This window comes from Actinophytocola algeriensis (genome assembly GCF_014203735.1).
Lineage (GTDB): Bacteria > Actinomycetota > Actinomycetes > Mycobacteriales > Pseudonocardiaceae > Actinophytocola > Actinophytocola algeriensis.
This window is the reverse complement of record NZ_JACHJQ010000010.1, coordinates 164,509-180,198: the sequence shown is the minus strand read 5'-3', so window position 1 is coordinate 180,198 and position 15,690 is coordinate 164,509. Positions and strand designations below refer to the sequence as shown.

Genomic DNA, 15,690 nt, shown 5'->3' with positions numbered 1-15,690 from the left:
CCCCTCCGTCTCACGAGAGTTGCGGCAGTACTTCCTCGGCGACAAGGCGGAGGTGGTCCAGGTCGGTCAGGTCGAAGAGCTGGAGGTAGATGCGGCTCGCGCCAGCCTCCTCGAACGCGCGAAGGCGTTCGGCCACCTGCGCGGGCGTTCCCGTCGCACCATTGGCGGCATGGCCGGTGAAGTCACTTCCGCCTTTTACCGCAATGGTGTTCGTCCGTAGCGCGATCTCCGCCGGGTCGCTGCCACAGCAGATCGTGACCACAGCGGAAAAGGTCATCTCCGCCGGGTCACGCCCGATCTTCTCGCAGGCCGCGCCGATCCTGTCGTAGGCGGCGGCGCATTCCGCGGGAGACACCCCGTCGGCGTTGTACTCGTCGGCGAACTTCGCGGCCAGGGCCGGTGTGCGCTTCAGTCCCGGGCCGCCGAGCACGAGCGGCGGGTGCGGCGACTGCCTCGGCCGCACCAGGGCCGGGTAGTCGCGGACCGCGTGGTACTGCCCCTGGAACGAGTACGGGTGACCAGGACTCGCGGTCCACAGTCCGGTGATCAGTGCGAGCTGTTCCTCCAGACGTGCGAACCGTTCTTTGGCCGGAGGGAACGGGATGCCGAGCGCGTGGTGCTCACCGGCGAACGAACCCGCACCGAGCCCGAGCTCGACCCGTCCACCGCTCATCTCGTCGACCTGCGCCACCATGATCGCCAAATGCCCGGGGTTCCGGAAGGTCGAACAGGTCATGAGTGTACCCAGGCGGATCCGGGAGGTTTCCCTGGCGAGGCCGGCGAGCGTGATCCATGCGTCGGTCGGCCCGGGCATGCCGTCCGCATCACCCTCGCGCTGCAGGTGATCAGTGCGGAAGAAACCGGTGAAGCCGCATTCCTCGGCAAGCCGCGCCACTGCCAGCTGCTGGTCGAAAGTCGCGCCCTGCTGTGGTTCGGTGAGGACCCGAAGCTCCATAGCCAGCACGATAACGTTCCGCCTATCGCACGTACAGTTCGAACGCCCGACCAACGACCACTGTGTACTAGGGCGCTGACGGATCCGGGCGGGATCGGTACTGCCATGCGAGGAAGAACATCACAGCGGCAATGGGTATCGCGCCGAACAGCATGGGGGCGCGGATTCCCGCGGAGCTCGCCAGCGCGCCGCCGATGAGCGCGCCCAGGACCTCGGCGGTTCGGCTCACGGTGAGGTACAGGCCGGAAACGCGGCCGAGCATTGCCGTGGGTACCTGTCGCTGCCGCATCGTGACGGCCGTGATGTTGAACAAGGCGAAGGCTCCGCTGCTGGCGAACAGCATGACCGCGGCGACGACGACGTTGTCGGTGAGGCCGAGTCCGGCCTGGGAAAGTGCCATTGCCAGCCCGGAAACGACCAATGCGGGCCAGGGTCCCATGCGCCGCAGGACGCGCTCACCCAGCATGCCGACCGCTATCCCGCCGAGCGCCCCCACGACCAGGAGCAAGCCGTACACACTGGCCGTCCGATGCAGAGTCTCGGTCACGTACAGGACGAGGACCGCGAACCAGGCGGCGTCCATCGCGCACACCACGGCAGAGGCGATCGTGACGTCCCGCATCTCGGCGTGCCGCCACAACCACCGAACGCCATCGCGAAGGTCGTCGCGTTTGGCGGGCGCCCTCGGGGAAGGCTGGTCCTGCTCTGCCCGTTCCTGGGGCACCGGCCGGAAAACGCTCGGGAGCGTGAGCAGCAGAATGATGCCGATTCCCAGCGTTCCGGCGTTGACGGCGAAAGGCAGGACCGCGGCCACGCCGAACAGCCAGCCGCCCACCGCGGGTCCCGCCAGTTCGGTCCCCACGATCTGCCCGGTGACCACCCGGGAGTTGGCCCGTTCCAGGCCGACGGGCTCGACCAGGCGTGGCACGACGATCGCCGCCGCGGTCACACGCAGCGCCGCACCCGCGCCGGTGATGAACGCGGCCGCGTAGATGAGCCAGAGACTGACCACATCGGCCAGGATCGCCGCTGCCAAAGCCGCGACGACCACGGCCCGTGCGATGTCGACGATCACCATGAGCCGCCGACTGTCGTAGCGGTCGATGAGAACGCCGAGTCCCACGCCCATCAGCGGCCAGGCGAGTTGCTGCACAGCGGTGACCGCCGCCACCGCCGTCGGCGATTGTGTGAGCTGGGCGGCAAGGAGCGGAAACGCCGCCAGCCGCACACCGTCGCCGAAATCAGAGGAGAAATTCGAAAACCAGTACCGGGAGAAGGGGCTTCTCAATCCGCGCACATACGCGACCATTTCAGCATTGTGGCACGACCGGCGCCCATCCACCGCTCCAGGGGGCGTGGAACCGGCGGCCAATCATCCCCGGCGCCACCCCTGGCCGCATTCGTACCCACATCCCGGCGTCTTCACCGTCCACTTGGAACATCCCGACGAGTGGTTGCCAGGGCGAGACGACCAGCCTGCCGCCATCGAGCGAAGGAAACGGGACAGGGTCCGGCATTATGAGGTCCTGGACGACGTGCGTCCGATCCTCACGGGCCGCCTGCTCGGCGGAACTCCAGAAGGCGGGCTCCGGTGTGCTGACACCGAGCACGACGCCCGCGCCACCGGAACCGTTGGCCGGCTTGAGAACGAGTTCTCCGGGACTGCGGCCGCGCAGCTCCGGGAGGCTGAGCCAGGGGCCCCGCTGCCCGGCACCCTCGCCTGCCAACAGCCACGTGGGCGGGACCAGGGACCCCACCGCGGCTGAAGTGTCCCGGTCGAGCAGTCCGCGGCGCACCGCCTCGTGCAGCAGCGCGAACGCTGCCTTGCCCGCGAGCCACTCGTCGCGGAACGTGGATATCAGGACGATCGAGCCGTCGGCAGCCGCTTCCAGCACCGGCATGGCCGACGCGGGATCGGTCGGGAGGTCTTCGAGAAGAAAAGCGCGATGTACAACCTGGATCGGGCGCCGGCCAAGCCAGAGCCGGCCGGCTCGGTACCGGACCTCTCGGTGATGGCAGAGCATTGCGTCGAATCCGTGCGCCTGATAGAGATCGGCGATCCTCCGCTGCTCTGTCTCCTGTTCGGCTCCGACCCCTTGCCAATCCATGACGGCCACGGCGGGCCGGTCATCGATGGCCAGGCCCGCACAGCGTTCGGTGACGGCGCCGGCGAGCACGCTGATCGGTGAGACGCTGGCAAGACGATGTTCCGTGAGGAAATCGGCCACCAACGGGTAACGGCGGACGACATCGTCATAATCACCGACAGCGAGCCCACCGGCCGCACCGGTCACGTTGATCTCACACAGGCGCCAGCCATCAGGCCCGCGCAGGAAATCGCTCCGTGCCAGCCGCACACCCAGTGGGATGTCCTCCTTGAGGAAAGGCGCGATCGCCTGCGGTACACGCAACTCCCGGATGGCCGTTTCCAGGTCACCGAAAACCATTTCCGGCAGGGCGGCGAGTCCCGTGACGAGAACGTCGGCCCCGCGGCGCATGTGCTCGTGGTCATCCGACTCGACCAGGAACGGGACTTCCATCGGTTCCGCTGGTGGGTGCAACCCGCCCACGGTGCTCCGCAGTTCGGCCCTCAGTTCCCGCAGGACGGGGACCGCCGCCGACTGGTGGGCAACCAAGTGGTCAATGAGAGCGGCATTCAGTCGCATCCCGCCAGAATCACCCGTCCTTCGCCAACTGTGCCGAACTGGATCCGCGGTTTCCGGCGCGGGGCACTAGGTTCCCAGGGGCAGAAAACCAACGACCCGGTCCTCGTCACTGGACCGGCGTGCCCGTGAGCGCTCGAGGTCGAGGGTGATCATGGCATGCCGGAGCCATCTGTCGTTGCCGTCGTAGCGCGCGTGGAACGGTCGTCGACCGTGTACCAGCCGATGGTTGTCGATGAGCAGCGTGTCCCCGGGCTCCAGGGCGACGCCGGTCCGCACGGCCTCCAGTCGCGCGCGCAGGTCGGCGAGCGCCGCCTGCGCCCGGTCGTCTCCGGGCACCGCCTCGGTGTACGCCCAGTCGAGGCAGAGTCCCGGTTGGGACCGGCTGCCGCTCAACACCGGGCGCCGCAGGGTCACCTCGTCGTCGATCCCCATGCCCTCCAGGTGCTCGGGGTCGACCCGGATGAGGAAGCGTGGCTCGAAGAGCACGTCCACATCCAGGCCGGACAGGTCGGCATCGTCGATGGCGGCGAGGATGGTTTCGGTCCGGTCCGGGTTGCGCATGGCGAGCAGGCCGAAGAAGTCGCAACGGTCGTCGTCGAAGGGGTCGTCGACGTGGAAGTCGAACCCTCCGATACTGCTGAGCCCAAGCTGGGCGTCTTCCAGGCCCTCGATCGGAAGGAGGTCCTCGACCAGACGTCCGTCCTGAAGGGATGCGTACGAGAAGAGCTCACCTAGTTGCCCGCACACCAGGGTCAGCCAGAAATCGTGGAGGAGCGTGGTCTCGGGTTGCCATTCCCGCCAGTGCGCCGGGGTGGGTGTGGTCAGCTCGAACGACAGGCCGCGAATCCGCAGGGCGGGTGATGAACGTCGATCACGCAGTTGTGCCAGGCGATCGGCGAGATCGTCCGGTAGGAGCTCCGTCAAACCAGAGATCGTGTTCAGGTAGGTGGAGTTGTCGAACCGCTCGTATGTATTCGCGAGCTGGCTGAGCGAGTCGCGGATGCGTGCCGCGTCAGCGGGTGCGACCATATATTCGTCCATAATCAACCGACCGTTCGAGTCGTCGGGATCCGTGAACTTCTACTAACCGTCTGATTGTTACAGCGGTGAACCGGAACTCGCAATGGCCTGCGCGAGGAGACCGGGGCAGGCCATTGCGAGTACCGGGCCGACCGGCCGCGGCGCTCGGGCTCGGTGCCGGAGCCGGGTCAGGGACGTACCGCCGGACTGGCTGTCTTCGCCGGATCAGTGACTATCTGCCCGGCCAGAATCTCGTCGATTCGCCGCAGCAGTGCCTTGTCGAGTGTCACTCCGGCCGCGCGCACGTTCTCCCGGATCTGCTCGGGTCGACTGGCACCCACTATCGCCGAGGCGACGTTCGGGTTCTGCAGCGTCCACGCCACGGCGAGTTGGGCGAGAGTCAGGCCGGCCTCGTCGGCGACCGGGCGCAGCTGTTGTACCCGGCTGAGGATGTCGTCGGTCAAATACTGCGCGATGCACTCGGAGCCGCCGCGGTCGTCGGTAGCCCGTGACCCGGCGGGAGGCGCGGAACCCGGCAGGTACTTGCCGGTGAGCGTGCCCTGCGCGATCGGCGCCCAGACGATCTGGCTGATTCCTTCCCGCGTGCAGAGCGGCACGACCTCGGACTCGACGACACGCCAGATCATGTTGTACTCCGGCTGGTTGGACACGATCCGGTCCAGCCCGAGCTCGCCGGCGATCGCCAGTGCCGCCGAGATCTCCTCGGCGCGCCACTCCGAGACACCTACGTAGAGCACCTTGCCCTGTCTGATCAGGTCGTCGAAGGCCCGGAGGGTCTCCTCGAGCGGCGTCTCGTGATCGAACGCATGAGCCTGGTAGAGGTCCACGTAGTCGGTCCGCAGTCGCCGCAGCGACGCGTTCGCGGATTCCATGATGTGTTTGCGGGACAGGCCGCGGTCGTTGACCCCGGGGCCGGTCGGCCAGTAGACCTTGGTGCAGATCTCGACGGATTCGCGGCGTACACCGCGCAGCGCTCTGCCGAGCACCTCCTCGGCCCTGGTCTCCGCGTATTCGTCCGCGGTGTCGAAGGTGGTGATGCCGACATCGAGCGCGGTCGCGACACAGGCGGACGCGACGTCTTCGTCGATCTGCGATCCGTGCGTGAGAAAGTTCCCGTACGTGATCTCACTGATCTTCAGGCCGCTTCGGCCGAGGTGACGGTATTCCATGTGCTGCTGCTTTCTTCGGAAGTGGGTGTTTCGGCTCAGCCGGCGAAGTCGGCCGTGGTCTCAGGAGGAGTTGCCGTCCGCAACGGGAAATGACAGGCAGCCAGGTGACCTGGGCCGAACGAACGTGGTTCGGGTTCTTCGACGGCACAGCGTTCCTGCGCGAACCGGCACCTGGTGCGAAAGCGGCATCCCGATGGTGGGTGCACCGGGCTGGGCAGCTCGCCGGTGATGGCGGGTTCCTTCTTGGCGTGCTCCGCGGCGGGGCTGGGCAACGGGATGGCGGCGATCAGCCCTGCCGTGTACGGGTGCGCGGGCCGTTCGTAGATGTCGGACCCGGAGCCGATCTCGACGAGTTTACCCAGGTACATCACGCCGATCCGGTCCGCGAGATGTCTGACGACCGTGAGGTCGTGCGAGACCACCAGATAGGTCAGGCCGTGCGACGCCTGCAGCCGCGTCATCAGGTTGAGCATCTGCGCCCTGATGGACACGTCCAAAGCGCTGACGGGTTCATCCAGCACGATGAGCCTCGGGTTGAGGCTGAGTGCCCTCGCCAGGCCGATGCGCTGGCGCTGGCCGCCGGAAAACTCGTGCGGATAACGCTCCACTGTGTTCTTCGGCAGCCCCACTTCTGCGAGCAGTTCGAAGACGCGCTCCCGCCGTGCCTGCCTGCTTCCCCAGTGCTGTGCGTGGAGGGGCTCGGCGATGATCGAACCGATCCGCATCCGGGGGTCCAGCGACGAGTGCGAATCCTGGAAAACCAGCTGCAGGTCGCGGCGTTCGCGCCGCAGCTCGGCCCGCCGGAGCTTGGCCACGTCGACGCCGCCGAACGTGACCGAGCCGGAGTCCGGCCGTTCCAGCGCCACGATCATCTTGCCGATTGTCGTCTTGCCGCACCCGGACTCACCGACCAGGCCGAACGTGGTGCCTGCCGGCATGGAGAAGGAGACGTCCGAGACCGCTTTGACTCTTGCCGCGTTGCGCCGCAGGACCGCGTTCGAGCCGACGGGGTATTCCTTCACCAGGTTGCGCAGATCCAGCAGCGGGCCCTCTCGGTCGCCGTTCGCGGTAGCCGTCTCGGGCTTGTGTTCCGTTGCGCTGGTACGGATGCCGTCCGCGGTCCGGGGGCTCCGCGCGTCGGGCGCGACCAGGTCGGTCCCCGTGGTCCCGCTGACGTCCACTCCGGACACCGCCAGCGTGCGTGGCTCGTTCAGCGGATGCCAGCAGGAGTACCGGTGCGCGGATGTCGGCCCGGTCAACGGCGGTTCCTCGGCCCGGCACTTCTCCGTGGCCCGAAAGCACCTGGCGGCGAACCTGCAGCCCCGGGGCGGGCGGGACAGGTCGGGCGGCAGGCCGGGGATGGCGGGCAGTGCGTTTTCCCGGCCCTGGCGGAACCGGGGGATGGATGCGAGCAGCGCCCGGGTGTACGGATGGCGCGTCTCCCGGAACAGCGGGACCACGCCGGAGGTCTCCACCACCTGACCCGCGTACATCACACAGACCCGGTCGGTGTGCCCCGCGACCACCCCCATGTCGTGCGTGATCAACAGTATCGCCATGCCGAGCCGCTCCTTCAGATCCCTCAGCAGGGCGAGGATCTGCGCCTGTATCGTGACATCGAGCGCCGTCGTCGGCTCGTCCGCGATCAGCAGTTCCGGCTCACAGGCCAGCGCCATGGCGATCATCACCCGCTGCCGTAGGCCGCCGGAGAGCTGGTGCGGGTAGTTGTCCAGCCTTTCCCTTGGTTGCGGCACACCCGCCAAACCCAGTACCTCGACAGCCCGGTCCAGAGCCGCCTTTCTGGAGACGTTCCGGTGCAACCGCACCGGCTCGGCCACCTGGTAGCCGATGGTCTTGGTCGGGTCGAGCGATGTGAGCGGGTCCTGGAAGATCATCGCGATCTGGTTGCCCCTGATCCGCCGCACCTCTTCCTTCTGCAGGCCAACGAGTTCACGGCCGTTCAGCTTGATCGAGCCGCCGGTGACCGCCCCTCCGGGAGGCAGCAGACCCATGATCGACAAACCCGTCACGGACTTGCCGCAGCCGGACTCGCCGACGATGCCGAGCGTCTCGCCTTTGCCGACCCGGAGGCTGACGTTGTCGACGGCGTGCACGGTGGAGCTCGTGAGCTTGATCGACGTCGACAGGTTCTGGACGTCGAGGAGCGGCGCCATCAGACCTCTGCACCTCCTTCGAATGACCTGGTCATTCCTACCTTGCGCGCCACTACCTGTGCCGCAGCCGTACGTCCGTGGCGTCGCGCGCCGCGTCGCCGATGAAGTTCAACGCGACGACGGTCAGCACGATGCAGACGCCGGCGGGGTAGACGAGCCACCAGTAGCCGGCCTGCATGTACTGCATGCCGTCCGAGAGCATGTCCCCCCAGTCCACGTCCGGGAACTGCAGGCCGAAGCCGAGGAAGCCGACGTAGGCGACGGCCAGGATCGCGTCGGCCACCTGGAACGTCATGTTGACGATGACGACGCCGAGCGTGTTGGGCACCAGGTGCCTGATGATCAGCCGCCACGGGGGCGTACCCGCAATCCGGGCAGCGCTGATGAAATCCTGTTCCCGCAGTATCAGTACTTCGCTGTGGACCAGTCTCGCCGGTACCTGCCAGGAGAAGCCGCCGATGACAAGGGACAACGACAGTACCGAGGGAACGAATGTGACCGCGAGAATCAGCACCACGAAGAGGAACGGGACGGAAAGGAACACGTCGACCACGCGCATCATGATCGAATCGACGGTCTTGTTGGACAACGCGGCGACAGTGCCCCACAGCGTGCCGATCGTGACAGCGACGACCGCGGCGAACAGGCCGATCTCCAGGGAGGTCTGCCCGCCCTTCATGAGCCGGCCGAGCTGGTCGAAACCGTTGGCGTCGGTGCCCAGCAGGTGCGCGGCCGACGGTGGCTGGTTGGCGTCGACGAGGCTGATCACATCCTGGTTGGTGCGGTAGACGAGTGGCCCGACGAAGGAGAAGAGCAGAAAGAAGATGAGCATGGCAAAGCCGATCACGGCCAACCTGTTGCCGGTGGCCCGGCGCAGGGGGAGCGGTCGGCGGTCCAGTACCGGTTCGTCTGCTCTGTCCTCGGTGGCCCGTCGCCGACCGAACGGGAAGAACATCGACCACATTGCCAAGATCGCCCTCCTTGCCTCGGGTCCGTCCGGTCACCTCAGCCGGATCCGCGGATCGGCGATGCTCAGCGCGATGTCCGCGATCAGGTTGCCGGCGACCACGAGGATGGCGGCGGCCTGGGTATAGGCGAGCAGCACCGGGTAGTCCGCCTTCTTCAGGCTGTCGAAGAAGAGCAGTCCCAGACCCGGGTAGTTGAACAGCTGCTCGGTGATGAGGTTTCCTGTCAGCAGCTGCGGTAGCGACAGACCGACCAGCGTCACTATGGGCAGGCTGGCGTTGCGGACGAGGTGCCGCAGCAGCACCAGCCGCTCCGGCAGACCCTTGGCCCGCGCGACCCTGATGTAGTCCTGCGCGAGCACGTCCATCGAGGAGGACCGCATGTAGCGGGAGAAGGCGGCGACCGATATCAGGGTCATCGTGGCGATCGGCAGAGTCATGGCGTGCCAGTCGGCGATGACCGTCAGCAGGGATGTCGACTGGCTCGCCTGGAAGCTGAAGACCGGCAACGACAGCGCGAACACCTGGATGAGAAGCAGACCGAGGAAGAACACCGGCATCGAGTAGAGGGTGAACGCTGTGCTCGTGACGACGAGGTCGCCGATGCTGTTGCGCTTCACCGCCTGGAAGACGCCCAGCGGGATGGCGATCAGGACGGCGAGTGCGAGCGAGATGCCGGACATGTACGCACTGCGGGCCATCCGCCCTTCGAACAGCGCGAGGACCGACTGGTTCTCGATGTAGGAATAGCCGAGGTTCCCGTGCAACAGGTCCTTGACGTAGCGCAGGTACTGCACCGCTGCCGGGTCGTCATAGCCATGGGCCTTGTTCCACGCGTCGACGGCCATCTGTGGTGCGCGTAGGCCGAGTACGTCCCTGGCGGGCGATGGGTAGATCACGTGCAGCAGGGCGAAGACGAAGATGGACACGCCGATCACGACCAGAACGGACATGCAGATCCGGCGAATCAGATAGCCGATCAGGCCGAACCCCTCCTCGTGTCGAGGACACAGTGGTCACCCCGTGCATCGCGTTGGCATGACGAGTAGCCGGCGTACGGCTCATTCGGCCGACAGGCAGTCTTCGTGCGCTTGTCTGAGTTGACTGGCCAGCTGTTGCCAAGCTTTCGTGTTCTGTGTAATGAGGTCGGCTATCAGAGGTACGCAGTGCTGTGGGACGCTGGCGGCGAGCCGATCCCTGGTGCCTTCGTCGACCGTCCACGCTTCCAGAGCGCGCAGGAGCAGTCGTCCTTGCTCCGTGAGACGCAGCGACGGATCGGACCGCAGGATCTTGAGTGTCTCCGTCGGCGCCTTCGACAGGACCCGTGAACCTTCCGTCGCGGCTTCCGGTGTCGGTGCGGATGCGGACGGCCGCGGTTGCTGGATCTGCGGGCTTCGTTGTTCCGGGACGAATGCCTGCCCCTGGCGAATGCGGTCACGGACATCTCGAACGGTGCTTGCGGAGATGCCTGCCTCCGCGCTGATCTCTCGCAGAGACGCGTTGGGACGTTCAGCGAGTAGCTCGGCCGCCTTCCTCCGGCCGGGCGAGGTGTCCAGGGGCCGAGCGGAGCCGTCGCGACCGATCCTGATGTGTGTCTGCGGAATTTCCGCGGCCGAACGGCGCCTGGCCGCGCCCACGGTCTTGTCGGACAGACCCGTGATCGCTGCGATGGCGCGGTCCGACCAGTGTGGATGGGAGTTGAGGATCCGTTCTGCGGCTGCTCTGCGATCAGCCAGGGACAAGGGGAGGCCGTGCCTGTTGTTGGCCTTCACCGCCAACACGAAGGCGTCCTCGGCGCCACTGTCGACCAGGATCGCGTCGATCTCACTCTGGCCACGCAAGATCGCGGCTCGGACTCGGTGGGCACCGTCGATCACCCGCATGGAGGAGCGCTGGACCAGGATCGGTGGCAGGGTGGCCCCGCAGTCCGCCAGCATTCGGGCGTGCGTGTCGTTTTGGCCGTTCATGCGAGGCGAATCGGGTGCACCCAGTGAGCTTATCGGCACCCTGGTGACGGGGACACTGTCGTTCGTGACCGGACCGGACGGTGAATCGCGCGGGGTTCTTTCGGACATGGAAAAGCGTCCTCCCGTTTTGCATGTCAAAACACAACGGAGACAGCAAGCCACACTTGTTTCGTGCAAGGTGGTTTCGAGCTCATCGGTGCAGGCGAGTGGCCGGCGTGAAGGGTCCCGCATGGCACCACCGGCGTGCTCGGCCCGGTGTCCGCCCGTTTCTGAGCGACAGACCGTCGATCAGTTCGTGGGAGCCCGCGGAAGGCTGCCTGGCGAGAGGTGCGGCGTGGCCGGATTGGCGCCGCACGGCCTACCCCAGTGGGAGGCGTCCCAGCAATCGACCGCGCTACGTCACACCATCAGAACGATGATCTTGGGACGTCCGCGCAATGGTCAGTCCGACGTTCCCGTCCCGATCACTGGCCGCGATCCAGGACCGTGCGGCAAACGTACATGTGCGTGGACCCACCATGTCTTAGATTCCCCCAAGGATTCGTCTGCTCTTGTTCGTTGAACACTTGCCTATATCTCAGGATGCCGGTTGGGGAGCTGTTGTCAATAGCTGTGGATCAACATCTTCGAGCGCCGGTCGGGCCCGGATGCCGGCCCGGGCCCTCGTCCACGCAGGTTGTCGGTCACCGACGCGTTGGTGTCCGAATCCATGATCAGGAGTTGCGTATGGCGCGCAGCGAGCTGACGCGGAGGGCGCGCCTCTCCGAGGAGTTTTCACGTTGGTGCGCAGGCGGTTCGCCACTTCGCCGACGCGGGCACCCGCGTCGCCGACCCGGCTCAACGGCACCTGCGTGAATGGGCGCGACGCGAGAGATGCCGCGACACGTCTTCGTCCGCACCCTGGTCGGCGCGAAGCCGTTCCACGTGGACTTCAACGCCCCTGCCTTGCGGACAACACGGTGGTGATGAGTGACCGGTTTCAGCCAGGGCTGAAATGTCTGGTCCCGGTCCGCGGTCCGCTGCCACACTTTCCACGCTGACTATCAGTTGCGGAAGGGGAGTTCCGTGCTTCGAATCACCCACCATCGTCGACGCTAGCCCCACCTCGACAAGCAGAGGCGGGCTATCCGACTCGATACTTGATCCACGGCTGCACCGCGGGCAGGGTCCAGTCCTTCCCGGCGCCGTCCGCACGTCCGCCCAGGACCTCAAGTCCAGGGCGGGGTCCACGCCGTCGAGGAGCACGACCGAGTGCACGCGGTCGCGGTGGGCCGCGGTGTAGCGCAGTACCGGGTAGCGCCGGAGGAGTGGCAGACCAGGACGACCGGTTCCGCGGGGTGGCGCGGTCCGTCACGGCGGCCAGCTCGCGGTCGAGGTCGTCGCCGTCCCGTCCGGCTCGTCGCGGTGTGGGGCTGTCCCCGGCGCCGGGCGGTCGAAGCGGCACACCCGCCGCAGCCAGCGCCGAGGTGACCTCATGGGTCGGTGCCGGGCTCGTCCTGCCCTACTACGGCGCCGAGGATTTCGGCCCGCACGCGCTCGCCCGCCACCCTCCGGCGACCTGCTGGCGATTGAAGATCGACGGCATGAGCACTGACGTACCCACTGTTTCCCTGCCCGGTGGCACCTGGTCCCTCGGCGAGCTGACCGTCACCCGGTTCGGCTACGGCGCCATGCAGCGGGGTGGCCGGTCCCCGGCCCGGCGGCCGGCGGATCTGCGCCGCGCCGTCCACGAGGACCTCGACACCCTCGGCCTCGAGCGGCTCGACCTGGTCAACCTGCGGCTCGGCGACGCCCAGGGACCGCGACCCGGCTCGCTCGCCGAGGCGTTCGGCACCCTCGTCGAGCTGCGGTCTTCCGCGCTGTCGGCGGTCGCCGCGCGGTTGGGCACGACACCGATGTCGGTCGCCCTGGCCTGGCTGCTGCGACGATCGCCGAACATCCTGCTCGTCGCAGGCACCTCGTCGGTGGCGCACCCGACGGAGAACGTCGCGGGCGCGGGAATCCGGCTCTCCGATGACGATCTGGCCGAGCTGGACGGGATCGGCGTGCGGCACGGCGTTGCCGGGTGAGGGTCAGACGGTGACCACGCGGGGGCCCGCGCTCGCGATCTCGGCGGCGGTGGCGCTGTCGACCTCGGTGTCGGTGATGAACGTGTCGATGTCGCGGAGTTCGGCGAAGCGGGCGAAGTAGTCGTTGCCCACCTTGGTGTGGTCGGCCAGCAGGACACAGCGGCGGGCGCTCGCCACGGCCGCCCGCTTGATCATCGCCTCCGCGGTGTCCGGGGTGGTGAGGCCACGTTCCACGGAGACGCCGTTGGTGGCAATGAACGCGACGTCGACGAAGGTGCTCTGCAACGCCTGCAGTGCCCACGAGTCCACGGTGGCGAGGGTGCGGCTGCGCAGCCGCCCGCCGACCAGCATGATCGTCAGGTTGGGACGGGCGGTCAGGTTCAGCGCGATGTTCACCGAGTGGGTGACCACCGTCAGCTCGCGGTCGGTGGGCAGCTCGTCGGCGAAGCGGGCGGTGGTGGAGCCCGCGTCGAGGAGGATGCTGCCCTCGTTGGGGAGTTCGGTGACCGCCGCCTTCGCGATGCGGGTCTTCTCCTCGGTCATCACCACCTCGCGAGTGGACAGCGCCGGCTCGAGGCCGAGGCGCTCCAACGGGATGGCGCCGCCGTGGACCCGGCGGAGGACACCGTGGCGTTCGAGGGTGGTGAGGTCGCGGCGGATGGTTTCCGTGGTCACCTTGAACTCGTCGGCGAGTGCGGTGACGTCCACCCTTCCCCGGGAGCGGGCTCGTTCGAGGATGACCTGCTGCCGCTCTTCGGCGTACACCGACTCTCCTTCCGCGGAGGTGACATCCGGGGTAGCCCGCTCGTCCGGACCACCGCTTCCCCCGGGAACGAACAGCGGTCGCCATTACCGGCCCGAATGTTATCCCGGGGGAACTGCTGGAATCACTAGTGCCGGACGGGAAATGATTTTCCCGACATTCCGTCACGCGTCAAGGAGGGCGTCATGACCAGCGTACGTGTGGTGCTGTCGGGTGGTCCGGACGGACTGCCTGCGAGCGAACGCCTGCGGGAGGTCACCGATCTCGTGAACAAGGTGAAGATCCCGTTCGCGTCGTGGCACGAGCACTTCGAGTACCGCGGCGGGGATCTGGAAATCGACGGCGAGCCGGTGCCGGTATTCGAGTGGTGCGATCGCACACGGGTGGCGGAATAGCGTTTCAGGCCACGAGCGTGCGCGGGCCCGCCGCGGTGATCTCCCGCAGCAGTTCCGGGTCGGCGCCCGCGTCCGTCACGACGGTGTCGACGTCGGCCAGCGTCGCGAACGACGCCGGGTGCGCGCGCCCCAGCGCGGTGTGTTCGGCCAGCAGCACCACGCGCCGGGCCGCGGCGACGGCCGCGCGGTTGAACGTGGCGACCTCCTCGTCGGCACTGCTCGCGCCGTGCGCCGGGGTGACGCCGTCCGCGCCGAGGAACGCGATGTCCACGAAGCTGTCCCGCAGCGCCTGCCGCGACCACGGCCCGACCACCGCCGAGGACCCCGGCCGCAGTTGCCCCCCGACCAGTCGCAGTTCGAGTTTCGGCCGCGTGCTGAGCAGTGTCGCGACGTGGAACGAGTTGGTGACGACGATCAGTTCCCGGTCGGCGGGCAGCAGCGCGGCGACGTGGTGGGCCGCCGGTGACGAGTCGAGCAGGATCGCGCCGTCCGAGGGGAGGTCGGACAGCGCGGCCTTCGCCATGCGTTCGAATCCGTCCATGTCCACCGCCCTGGTGTCGGCCGTTCCGGAGTTCGGCGCGGGACGGGGAGTGTACAAGGCCGGGTGCGTCAGCAGTGGGCGTCGAGCGCGGCGGTGATCTCGGCGCAGACCCGGTCCTGGCTGTCGACGAGGTAGAAGTGCCCGCCGGGGTACACCGCCAGCCGGAACCCGCCGGTGGTGTGGGCTGCCCAGCCGCTCGCGGTCACCCGGTCCACCTTGCTGTCGGTGTCGCCGATCAGCGTGACGATCGGGCACCGCAGCACCTGCTCGCGGTTCGCGGCGTAGGTCTCGATGGCCCGGTAGTCGGACCGGATCGCGGGCAGCGCCAGCCGGAGGATCTCCTCGTCGGCGAGCAAAGCCGCCGCTGTGCCGTCGAGGCCGCGGATCTCGGCGAGCACCCCGTCGTCGTCACGCCGGTGCACGCCCTCGTCGAGCGGGTCGGACGGCGCCCGCCAGCCCGACGCGACGAGCGCGCGGGGCCCGAGGCCGTCCCCTTCGAGCCGCCACGCGGTCTCGAACGCTACGGCGGCGCCCATGCTGTGTCCGAAGTAGACCGTCGGTTTCGGTGGCAGCGCACGGAGTTGGTCGGCGATCAGCCCGGCGAGCACGCGGAGGTCGTCGACGCGGGACTCGTGCCTGCGGTCCTGCCGACCGGGGTACTGGACGGCGATCACCTCGACGTCCGGGCTGAACCGGGCGGACACCGGGTGGTAGAAGCTCGCCGAGCCGCCCGCGTGCGGGAAGCAGACGAGGCGGCGGGCGCCGGGGTCGGCTGGGTGGTAGCGGCGCAACCACGCGGTGGCCGGTGCTGCGGTGGTCATGACGGGTCCTCCTCGGGTCGGCGGCCGGGGTAGTGAACCCCGGAACGAACCTGGAGATCCCCAGTCATCCCGGCAAACCCACACGAACCAACGCATACTGGTTGAAAATCCATACCGATACCAACTATGCTCCACAATCCACCGCGTCACCCAACGATGGAGTG

At 67.5% G+C, this 15,690-nt stretch carries 14 protein-coding genes; 2 read left to right on the top strand and 12 right to left on the bottom strand.

Going from position 1 to position 15,690, the window contains the following annotated elements:
- Positions 1 to 10: 10 nt before the first annotated feature.
- The 9 genes from FHR82_RS38535 to FHR82_RS38490 all read right to left on the bottom strand — a co-directional run bounded on the left by FHR82_RS38535 (position 11) and on the right by FHR82_RS38490 (position 10,937).
- Positions 11 to 955 carry an LLM class F420-dependent oxidoreductase gene (locus tag FHR82_RS38535; RefSeq protein WP_184815747.1) on the bottom strand — a complete coding sequence of 315 codons (945 nt, stop codon included), beginning with the start codon at positions 953 to 955 and terminating at the stop codon, positions 11 to 13.
- A gap of 67 nt (positions 956 to 1,022) precedes the next feature.
- A complete protein-coding gene (locus FHR82_RS38530; RefSeq protein WP_184815590.1) occupies positions 1,023 to 2,264 on the bottom strand; it encodes an MFS transporter in 1,242 nt (413 codons plus the stop codon).
- Between the two features lies 1 nt (position 2,265).
- Complete coding sequence (locus FHR82_RS38525; protein ID WP_184815589.1) at positions 2,266 to 3,621, bottom strand: hypothetical protein; 1,356 nt, start codon at positions 3,619 to 3,621, stop codon at positions 2,266 to 2,268.
- A 66-nt stretch (positions 3,622 to 3,687) separates the two neighbouring features.
- Positions 3,688 to 4,650 carry a TauD/TfdA family dioxygenase gene (locus FHR82_RS38520; protein WP_184815588.1) on the bottom strand — a complete coding sequence of 321 codons (963 nt, stop codon included), beginning with the start codon at positions 4,648 to 4,650 and terminating at the stop codon, positions 3,688 to 3,690.
- Positions 4,651 to 4,829: 179 nt separating this feature from the next.
- Positions 4,830 to 5,831, bottom strand: coding sequence for an aldo/keto reductase family protein (locus FHR82_RS38515; protein WP_184815587.1), 1,002 nt, complete (start codon positions 5,829 to 5,831; stop codon positions 4,830 to 4,832).
- Positions 5,832 to 5,866: 35 nt separating this feature from the next.
- A complete protein-coding gene (locus FHR82_RS46890; protein ID WP_225943826.1) occupies positions 5,867 to 8,005 on the bottom strand; it encodes an ABC transporter ATP-binding protein in 2,139 nt (712 codons plus the stop codon).
- A gap of 52 nt (positions 8,006 to 8,057) precedes the next feature.
- Positions 8,058 to 8,960: an ABC transporter permease gene (locus FHR82_RS38500; protein WP_184815746.1), complete on the bottom strand. Its 903-nt coding sequence runs from the start codon at positions 8,958 to 8,960 to the stop codon at positions 8,058 to 8,060.
- A gap of 45 nt (positions 8,961 to 9,005) precedes the next feature.
- The gene (locus FHR82_RS38495; RefSeq protein ID WP_311771489.1) at positions 9,006 to 9,938 is read right to left on the bottom strand and encodes an ABC transporter permease; all 933 of its coding nucleotides are present in this window, start codon (positions 9,936 to 9,938) and stop codon (positions 9,006 to 9,008) included.
- Between the two features lie 93 nt (positions 9,939 to 10,031).
- The gene (locus tag FHR82_RS38490; RefSeq protein ID WP_225943827.1) at positions 10,032 to 10,937 is read right to left on the bottom strand and encodes a ParB/RepB/Spo0J family partition protein; all 906 of its coding nucleotides are present in this window, start codon (positions 10,935 to 10,937) and stop codon (positions 10,032 to 10,034) included.
- 1,307 nt (positions 10,938 to 12,244) lie between these two features.
- On the opposite strand from FHR82_RS38490, the gene FHR82_RS47805 reads away from it, so the two are divergent.
- Positions 12,245 to 13,006 (top strand): aldo/keto reductase, encoded by a 762-nt coding sequence (locus tag FHR82_RS47805; RefSeq protein WP_311771478.1) that lies wholly within the window; start codon positions 12,245 to 12,247, stop codon positions 13,004 to 13,006.
- A gap of 3 nt (positions 13,007 to 13,009) precedes the next feature.
- Here FHR82_RS47805 and FHR82_RS38480 read toward each other — a convergent pair whose 3' ends face one another.
- The gene (locus FHR82_RS38480) at positions 13,010 to 13,771 is read right to left on the bottom strand and encodes a DeoR/GlpR family DNA-binding transcription regulator (RefSeq protein WP_184815583.1); all 762 of its coding nucleotides are present in this window, start codon (positions 13,769 to 13,771) and stop codon (positions 13,010 to 13,012) included.
- A 183-nt stretch (positions 13,772 to 13,954) separates the two neighbouring features.
- On the opposite strand from FHR82_RS38480, the gene FHR82_RS38475 reads away from it, so the two are divergent.
- On the top strand, positions 13,955 to 14,164 hold the full coding sequence (locus FHR82_RS38475) for a DUF5988 family protein (RefSeq protein WP_184815582.1): 210 nt from the start codon (positions 13,955 to 13,957) through the stop codon (positions 14,162 to 14,164).
- A gap of 4 nt (positions 14,165 to 14,168) precedes the next feature.
- Here FHR82_RS38475 and FHR82_RS38470 read toward each other — a convergent pair whose 3' ends face one another.
- Both FHR82_RS38470 and FHR82_RS38465 read right to left on the bottom strand, forming a co-directional pair.
- The gene (locus tag FHR82_RS38470; RefSeq protein WP_184815581.1) at positions 14,169 to 14,705 is read right to left on the bottom strand and encodes a DeoR/GlpR family DNA-binding transcription regulator; all 537 of its coding nucleotides are present in this window, start codon (positions 14,703 to 14,705) and stop codon (positions 14,169 to 14,171) included.
- A gap of 68 nt (positions 14,706 to 14,773) precedes the next feature.
- Positions 14,774 to 15,526 carry a thioesterase II family protein gene (locus FHR82_RS38465; RefSeq protein WP_184815580.1) on the bottom strand — a complete coding sequence of 251 codons (753 nt, stop codon included), beginning with the start codon at positions 15,524 to 15,526 and terminating at the stop codon, positions 14,774 to 14,776.
- Positions 15,527 to 15,690 lie beyond the last annotated feature (164 nt).